1 protein-coding gene and 2 pseudogenes are annotated in these 2,518 nt (G+C 66.7%); all 3 read right to left on the reverse strand.

Features of this window, described 5'->3' with window-relative positions; translation table 11 throughout:
- Nucleotides 1-159 precede the first annotated feature (159 nt).
- Nucleotides 160-1,977: pseudogene (gene stpK7, locus QOD90_RS27770) on the reverse strand (serine/threonine protein kinase StpK7).
- A gap of 81 nt (nucleotides 1,978-2,058) precedes the next feature.
- The gene (locus tag QOD90_RS27775) at nucleotides 2,059-2,220 is read right to left on the reverse strand and encodes a DUF6307 family protein (RefSeq protein ID WP_526355149.1); all 162 of its coding nucleotides are present in this window, start codon (nucleotides 2,218-2,220) and stop codon (nucleotides 2,059-2,061) included.
- An 80-nt stretch (nucleotides 2,221-2,300) separates the two neighbouring features.
- Nucleotides 2,301-2,518: pseudogene (locus QOD90_RS27780) on the reverse strand (alanine dehydrogenase); the annotation flags it as partial.

Genomic DNA, 2,518 nt, shown 5'->3' on the forward strand with positions numbered 1-2,518 from the left:
GCGCCGCCGACGCCGCTGCGCAGCGGGCCTGAGGGCGGCGCGTGTCGTCAGGCGGGGTTAAGCTCGGCCGGTTGTGAGTGGAGCCCGGACGCACTTTCATCTCCACGCGGGAGAGGTGCCCGGTGCAGCCGACGTCAAACGACCGACTGGCGCGCTTCGCTAACCGCCCGACGCCCCATTGATGGTCGGCGCGTCGATCAGACCCTTCTCCACGCCCCAGACAGTCGCGATCGTCCGGTACTCACCCGTCTGAATCAGGTGCTCCAGCCCCTGCTTCAACGACTGCGCCAACCCGGATCCTTTGGGCACCGGCCAGCCGTAGGGCGCCGAGTCCGTCACTTCGCCCGCCGCCTCCAGCACCCCCGCGCTGAGCTTTACCGCGAACCCCGTCACCGGTGAATCCGCCGACATGGCATCGACTTCGCCTGCGACCAACGCCTTGGTCAGATCGTCCTGGCGCGTGAACACCACCATGTCGATCGGCGAGAGCCCCGCTGCTACGCAGGCGTCGCTCTTGGCCGGGATTTCCTACGTGGCCTGCAAAACGCCTTGCGCCACACCGACTTTCAGCCCGCACGCCGCCGACGGCTCCACGGACGTACCCGTCCGTCGCGCCCACAGGGTGCCCGCCTGGAAGTAGGTCACGAAGTCGACCTTCTGCTCCCGGTCGAGGGTGTCGGTGAACGACGACGCCCCGACGTTGAAGTTGTCGGACTGCACCGACGGGATGATGCTGTCGAACTCGGTGTCGCGATAGTCGGGTTTGAGCCCCAACGTTCGTGCGATCGCGTTCATCAGGTCCACGTCGAAGCCGACGATCGTCCCGTGTGAATCCTTGAACTCGTTGGGCGCGTAGGGCACGTTGACGCCGATAACCAACGTGCCGGAGGCCCTGATCTCCGCCGGAACCGTGGCTGCGATCGACGCCACGGCGCCCGCAGGCAGGTTCGGGTCCGGCGGAACCGTGCTGTTCTCGACGGCGGCCTGTCTGGGGTCGCCGTCCGCGGTTCCGTTGCGCCACTGCACGACCCCGAACGTGCCCACCGCCGCGAGCACGACGACCGCGGAGGCGACCGCGATGATCCGGCGCGACGGTCGCCAGCCGCCCTGCGTCGGGACTCGGCGGGCCGAATGCCGACCGGAGCGCCCGGTGCCGCGCACGGGTGCGTTCAGCGCGCGGTGGGCAGCGGCGGCCAGCTCGGCGCCAGTCTGATACCGCTGCCCCGGCTTCTTGGCCATGCCCTTGGCGATGACGTCGTCGAACGCCGCCAGCTGCGGGTCGAACGCCGACGGCCGCGGCGGCGCCTGCGTCATGTGCCCGGCGATCTGCTGCTCGAGGCTGTCCGCGGGGAACGGACGCGAGCCCGTCAGGCTCTCGTACAGCACGCACGTCAGCGCGTAGACGTCCGATCGTGGGTCGCTCTGTCCGGCGTCGAACCGCTCCGGCGCCATGTAGGCCAACGTGCCGAGCGTGTTGCCCGCCGTCGTCATGCCCTTCTCGCCCGCGGTGCGCGCCAGACCGAAGTCGATCAGGTAGACGAACTCACTCCCGGTGATCAGGATGTTCGACGGCTTGACGTCCCGGTGAATCAGCTTCGCCTGATGCGCGGCGTCGAGGGCCGCACCGACCTGTTCGACCACCTTCACGGCCAGCGCCGTGTCGATCGGCCCCTCCCGCTCGGCGAGGATGTCCCCGAGGGTCTTGCCGTCGATCAGCCGCATGTCCAGGTAGAGCCGGCCGTCGATCTCCCCGTAGCCGTGGATCGGCACCACGTGGGGGTCGCTCAAACTGGCCGCAGCCTGCGATTCCCGGCGAAACCGCTGCTGGAAGATGGTGTCCTCGGCGAGGTGATGAGGCAGTACCTTCAGGGCGACTACACGGTCGGTCTTGGTGTCGTAGGCGCGATAAACCTCGCCCATTCCACCGCGGCCCAGCAGCTCGTGCAGCTCATAGTGCCCAAATGGCGTCGCATCCACCGTCTACTCCTCGGCGCAGCACCCCTCGTCGCTGTGTCGATTGAAGTTACATCACCTCAGCCGAGGACGTTAAGGCCTTGGTCAGCGCACCCTCTGAGCGGGAATCGAGTTCAGCGCACTGAGAACCTCAACGGCCAGGTCCCCCGCCACGTCGTCGTCGAGTTTGGAATGAGCCATGATCGTCGTCTTGATCAAATCGAGGCGGTTTTCGTAGGGGGAACGGATCTTCGTGGGCGAAACCATCGTGATGTCCTTTTTCAGTCGAGCATGTTGACCCGGAGAAACCGGGCGGCTCGATACCCGTGACGGTACGCCATCGCAGGTCAGTGGGGGTCCATACGCGGGTGCGGGTACTCCGGCGCACGGTTCTGAAACGCCAGGATGTCGGGGTTCACGATGGTGCCATCGCGGATTTCGATCGCGCGGCGCACCGTCTCGTCGTCGTCCCACTCTACTGGCCCGCCCAGAATCGTTGGCAGATAAGGGATCAACGCCTCGCTGATCTCCCAGGTGGCAGCGTTCCACAGGTAGGACGGGCTGT

This window comes from Mycobacterium sp. (assembly GCF_032161845.1).
Taxonomy (GTDB): Bacteria; Actinomycetota; Actinomycetes; order Mycobacteriales; family Mycobacteriaceae; genus Mycobacterium.